Source organism: Roseobacter sp., assembly GCF_024639605.1.
Taxonomy (GTDB): domain Bacteria; phylum Pseudomonadota; class Alphaproteobacteria; order Rhodobacterales; family Rhodobacteraceae; genus Roseobacter.
This window is the reverse complement of record NZ_JAHEHZ010000196.1, coordinates 1-5251: the sequence shown is the minus strand read 5'-3', so window position 1 is coordinate 5251 and position 5251 is coordinate 1. Positions and strand designations below refer to the sequence as shown.

Sequence of the window (5251 nt, the reverse complement as noted above, 5' to 3'; positions counted from 1 at the left end):
GGGCAGCAGACCAGTCATCATTTTCATCGTTGTCGACTTGCCGCAGCCGTTTGATCCCAGAAAACCGAAAATCTCGCCGCGGTTGATTGAAAAACTGACCGCGTCGACGGCTGTAAAATCGCCGAACCTGCGCGTGAGACTGTGGGCGGTGATCACAGGATCAGGACCAGTCACGCGGGGGCGGGGTCTGACCGGCATAGCCGCGTCGCCCGAGCCTGAACGCTGCAGGCGGTAAGCTGTCTCAAGAGTATCGGAACTGCCCCTGAGCGCATCGGGGCTGCCCTGAAAAAGCACCCGACCGGCGTCCATTGCGACTATGCGCTCAAAGCGCTCCGCCTCGTCCATATAGGCCGTCGATACCAGAACCGAAAGGGACGGGTTTTCCTTGCGGATTGCCGCGATCAGGGCCCAGAACTGTCGGCGCGACAGCGGATCTACGCCGGTCGTTGGTTCGTCCAGCACCAGCAGCTGCGGGTCGTGGATCAGCGCGCAGCACAGGCCCAGTTTCTGTTTCATGCCGCCTGAAAGCCGGCCCGTCAGGCGGTCGGCAAAGGGCGCAAGCCCCGTGGCAGACAAGAGCGCGCCGATCCGCAAGTCGCGTTCCCGTTCACCCTGACCAAAGAGGCGTGAAAAGAACTCCAGGTTTTCACGCACGGACAGCTCCGCATAAAGATTGCGTCCCAGACCCTGAGGCATGAAAGCGATCGCAGGACAGATACGCTTGCGGTGCGCATGATCGTTGATTGCGCCGCCAAGTACCGTGATCGTTCCGCGCTGAAGCTTTTTAGCGCCTGTAACCAGGCCCAGAAGCGTTGATTTGCCGACACCGTCAGGGCCGATCAGCCCGATCAGGCGACCCGCAGGCAGATCAAGCGACAGATCATCAAGCGCGATGTGTCTGCGGTACCGGTGCGTGACACCAAGGATGCGGATACCATCGTCGCCGGCCCCGGAAGTCATTCGAACAGCTCAGGCGGAATGCGTCGTTCCAGCGCGTCGGGCCAGGCGCTGTCAGAGCTGAGCCGGATCACGGCGATACCGCGCAGTCCGGTCTTTACATGTCTGATGCGTTCGCGGACCAGATCCTCGGGGATGCGCACGCGTACGCGGAAGACAAGCTGTTCACGCTCGCTCAGGGTTTCGACCTGTTTCGGAGTGAACTGAGCTTCGGGCGAGACAAATGTGACCTGTGCCGGAATTGCATAGTCAGGCAGCGCGTCCAGCACGATGCGCGCCTCGGCGCCGACAGGCAGCAGACCGGCCTCCCGGGCGGGAAGAAAGACTTCCATATAGATGTTCTGCAGGCTCAGGAGCGTCATAATCGGTCCGCCGGCGGGCACAACCTCGCCCGGTTCGGCAAGACGGTAGAGCACGCGGCCTGCCACCGGCGCTGTGAGAGAGCTGTCGTCAATCTGCGTCTGGATCCGGCGCATCTCTGCCTGCGCTGCAAGGATCCGGCTCTCCTCAGTCGCTACCCGTGCCTTTGCCGCGCCCAGCACTGCGTCAGCGACCTGAAATTCAGTATCACGGTCCTCAAAGAGAGTTTCGGGGATGTTATTGTTTTTCAGCAGGGCGGTTGCGCGCTCGAGTTCATGCGCTGCGCGGCGCTGTTCACTCTCGCGCTGCACCACGACTGCTTCCGCTTCGGCCTTCGTCTGGCGCGCCAGGGCAACTTCGGCAGCAGCCCGGTCAAGCGCTGCGGAAAGCTCGTCGGTATCCATCAGGACAAGCACATCTCCCGGGGATATCAAGCTGCCTTCCGCGGCGAGAACCTTTGCGACGCGGCCGGCCACCGTCGGCGCGATGTCAACCTGCTCTGCCTCGATCCGGCCATTCCCCTGAACAAAACCAGATGGCAGTGCGTTATTATCTTTCTGCGAGACCATGACTGCCGCTGCACCTGCAAGAAGAAGCGCTGTGGCAATCAGAAGGATGTTTTTCCACTGTTTCATGCGTTTCCATCCGCTGTCAGGGATCGTGCGCACTCTACTTCCCGGGCGTCCGCGATGCCTTGCGCTGTATCAATCCGGCGTGGTCAGGACGCGCGAAAAACGCGCTGGTGCAGGTCACTGCGTCGCGGATTTTCAGGGTGCCGCCTGCGGGCCATGCGCCCCGGACGAACGGCCAGTAATGCGATCACTCCTGAATGCTCTCCATGTAGACCAGCAAGCCGGCCAGTTCGCGCGGCGTCGGTGTGAGGACACCATCGATTTCGACCGGGACGAGATCTTCGGCCATGTCCGGGCCGAACTCCGGCATCACGCGGGAAAGGTGGCTGTTGCGGGTATCGCCATAGATATAACTCAGCGTCCGCGCGGCCGGGAATGCGCCATCGTTCTGTGCGCTCAGTGTCGTCAGATCAACAGGTTTCGAGGAAAGCTTGCGGCTGTCAATACCCGCGCCGCGCCCGTCCTCACCATGGCAGGACACGCAGTTCTGCGCAAAAAATGCGGCCCCGTCAGCTCTGGTTGGCATGACCTGCATCTCTCCTGCCGGGTCGGTGCAGGCGATCAGGGCGGGCAGGACGGGCAAAGCAAGCAACGCTGTGAAAATGATCGGTCGCATGTCTATTTCCTCCGGCGAAACCAGCTGAACACACAGTTACGACATGCGCGGCAGCGACACCTTGATGTTGATCAATCGCACGCCGGATACGGGCCATAAACTAACGGGGTCTTATCGGGTGGAGGACTGATTGAATGATAAGTCTGGAAGATATCGAAGACATGTCGGCGCTGACCCGCGCGGAAATTGACGCACTGGCAGAGCATGAACACCTCACGGTCTATGACGCGACACTGATGGGCGATTATATGATGAAGGTCCATCATGGCCCGCAGCGGGTGAATGAAATGATCTGTGAAGATATCCGCGCGGCTCTGCACGACGGCAACGCAGCCCATGCCCATGAACTCTTTGCCGTTTTACGCGGATTTATCGCCAAGCATCCTGAAGCGGCGCGTGGTGTGGACTGATCCTGCGGGCAAGGTCTGTGGATGTTGCGCTTTCCTGCGGTCGCGACAGGCGGCTGCGCTATCGTGCATATTATGCGGACGTCTCCGTACCCATCGCGGGCCGGGTTCCTCTGTGTTCTGACCTATACCCGGAGGGCGGTCATACGGGGAAGTTTTCAGCCTCTTCTGCGTCATCTTCATCCGAACCGGCACCGGTGCCTGCAAGCCATGCCTCTGCCGCTTCTTCAGCAGAAAGAGGAAAAGCTTTAATCTCGAGCGACGGAAAAATCGCGCCTTCGATTTCAGCGGCGGTCCGGATCCACGCCTCATCTGACAGCACAGCGCATTTTTCAAACCTGCCGGCAAGGCTGAGCAGTTCCGGCAGGTGACGGAACTCCACCGCCAGCGCGCCGAGTGTCGGCAGCTGAAAATCGGAAATTCTGTAAAGCATCGTCCCGCCGGAAATCCCGTCTGAATGTTCAATCAGCTTGTCCAGTGCAATGCGCATCTGGTCTGCATCAAGCGTTCCTGAAAAACTCAGGTTCAGGCGGTTCGCGGACGGTTTCGATACGCTGAGCATAGTGAGGTTCTCCCTGTGACGATGCTGCAACCCTGAATGATCCCGATCCGGTTTTCTTTGACGTAAATCAACCGGCACGGAATCAATGTGCTGCAGGATCGCCGCGTGCCTGAGCAGTCAGGTGCCCCAGATATAAACCACGGCCGGGCTGTCAGCGATGACGCGGCCCGGCGCCGCGGTCGGGTCGTGGCAATACACCAGCCGGATGTGACCAGGCAGCCTGAAAACGAAAGCACATCCGCGACGATGAACCATTCTTCCACCTTTATCATCCTGGGGCTGCTTTTTCTGGTCGGGCTTGCCGCGGATCAGCTGGGCGGAATGACCCGGTTGCCCCGTGTCACGATGCTTTTGCTGCTCGGGCTGCTGATGGGCAATGCAGGATCGGGACTGATACCCGGAGAGGTGGTTTTATGGTTTGACGCGATCTCCATTATCGCATTGTCGATGGTCGCTTTCCTGCTGGGCGGTGCTCTGACGAAAAAGAACCTCCAGCAACACGGGCGGGCGATACTGACGATCTCCCTGGTGACAGTCGCTTTCACCCTCGTCATCATATCTGTCGGGCTGGTGCTGACAGGCGTTCCTGCAGGGCTAGCACTGATCCTCGGTGCCATCGCGACGGCCACCGCTCCGGCGGCGATGACTGACGTAATCCGCCAGTCCGGAGTGGTCAGCGGGTTTACCGACACGCTCAAGGGCATTGTGGCCATAGATGATGCATGGGGGCTGGTTGTTTTCAGCCTGGTTCTTATTCTGGCCGGACAGGCTGAAGGCTGGCGCCCGGTGCTCTCCGGCGTGCTTTATGACCTTGGCGGTGCTGTGGCGCTGGGCCTTGCAATTGGCGGCCTCGCTGCCGCTCTCACCGGGCGCCTGTCACCGGGTGAGCCGTTGCAGGCCGAGGCCATCGGGATCGTGTTTCTTACGGCAGGTCTCGCGCTCTGGCTTGACGTCTCCTTTCTGATTACCGGCATGACAGCGGGCGCCATCGTCACCAATTTTGCGCGTCACCACGAACGGGCGTTTCATGAGATCGAGAACATTCAGTGGCCGTTCATGCTGCTCTTTTTCATTCTCGCCGGGGCGTCTCTGGATCTTCAGGTGCTGGGAACGCTGGGGCTTACCGGCGGGATATTCATCGCGCTCAGGGTTGCGGCACGTCTTATCGGTGGCTACGTCGGGGCCCGTATCGCAGGCGTGCCGACTTCGGAGGCGGCGTGGTACGGCCCTGCGTTGCTGCCGCAGGCAGGTGTCGCTGTGGGAATGGCGCTGGTTGCGGGCGAGCAGTTTCCGCACTGGGCCGCCCGGATCATGGCCATCACCATTGCCGCAACCGTTGTCTTTGAAATTCTCGGGCCGCCTGTCGCGCTTCTGGCCATCCGTCGGGTGACGACGGGGACGGTGCCTGAAGGGCGGAGATGATACGGCGGCGCCCGGACTGAGAACCGGAATGACGGGTCCGGCGGTTTCTCTGTGCAGGGTCGTGGCTGATTGATTCCGATCAATCGATTTTCTCTTCCGTGCGGTATGGATGGCCCTGCTTTCGACTGGTGTAAAAGGGATCCGCTATGCAATTGACCGGCATAATTCCGACTGTTCTGGCGTTGATTGTATTCGCCCTCTCCGCACCGGTGGCGGCTGAAACGGTGAAAAACGGCGGTGATACGTTCTTTGCAGGTAAGGTGCTGAGCGAAACGATTTCCACAGGCGGTGATGC

At 60.1% G+C, this 5251-nt stretch carries 6 protein-coding genes; 2 read left to right on the top strand and 4 right to left on the bottom strand.

From position 1 onward, the window contains the following. The 3 genes from Q0M35_RS17175 to Q0M35_RS17165 form a co-directional block, all read right to left on the bottom strand. On the bottom strand, positions 1–960 hold a 960-nt coding region (locus tag Q0M35_RS17175), incomplete at its 3' end, for an ATP-binding cassette domain-containing protein (RefSeq protein WP_295317484.1). Beyond that, positions 957–1952 carry an HlyD family efflux transporter periplasmic adaptor subunit gene (locus Q0M35_RS17170; RefSeq protein WP_295317483.1) on the bottom strand — a complete coding sequence of 332 codons (996 nt, stop codon included), beginning with the start codon at positions 1950–1952 and terminating at the stop codon, positions 957–959. The genes Q0M35_RS17170 and Q0M35_RS17175, both read right to left, overlap by 4 nt. A 184-nt stretch (positions 1953–2136) precedes the next feature. Beyond that, a complete protein-coding gene (locus Q0M35_RS17165; RefSeq protein WP_295317482.1) occupies positions 2137–2565 on the bottom strand; it encodes a cytochrome c in 429 nt (142 codons plus the stop codon). A 134-nt stretch (positions 2566–2699) separates the two neighbouring features. Between Q0M35_RS17165 and Q0M35_RS17160 the strand changes: the two genes are divergently transcribed. Next, positions 2700–2975 carry a hypothetical protein gene (locus Q0M35_RS17160; RefSeq protein WP_295317481.1) on the top strand — a complete coding sequence of 92 codons (276 nt, stop codon included), beginning with the start codon at positions 2700–2702 and terminating at the stop codon, positions 2973–2975. 139 nt (positions 2976–3114) lie between these two features. Here Q0M35_RS17160 and Q0M35_RS17155 read toward each other — a convergent pair whose 3' ends face one another. Then, on the bottom strand, positions 3115–3534 hold the full coding sequence (locus Q0M35_RS17155; RefSeq protein ID WP_295317480.1) for an STAS/SEC14 domain-containing protein: 420 nt from the start codon (positions 3532–3534) through the stop codon (positions 3115–3117). A 105-nt stretch (positions 3535–3639) separates the two neighbouring features. Here Q0M35_RS17155 and Q0M35_RS17150 point away from each other — a divergent pair, with 105 nt between their 5' ends. Further along, on the top strand, positions 3640–4956 hold the full coding sequence (locus Q0M35_RS17150) for a cation:proton antiporter (RefSeq protein WP_295317479.1): 1317 nt from the start codon (positions 3640–3642) through the stop codon (positions 4954–4956). Positions 4957–5251: the final 295 nt, after the last annotated feature.

Bases quoted from the DNA above. Each gene is read 5' to 3' on its own strand.
- Q0M35_RS17170 (WP_295317483.1), bottom strand. From the start codon at position 1,952: ATGAAACAGTGGAAAAACATCCTTCTGATTGCCACAGCGCTTCTTCTT.
- Q0M35_RS17165 (WP_295317482.1), bottom strand. From the start codon at position 2,565: ATGCGACCGATCATTTTCACAGCGTTGCTTGCTTTGCCCGTCCTGCCC.
- Q0M35_RS17160 (WP_295317481.1), top strand. From the start codon at position 2,700: ATGATAAGTCTGGAAGATATCGAAGACATGTCGGCGCTGACCCGCGCG.
- Q0M35_RS17155 (WP_295317480.1), bottom strand. From the start codon at position 3,534: ATGCTCAGCGTATCGAAACCGTCCGCGAACCGCCTGAACCTGAGTTTT.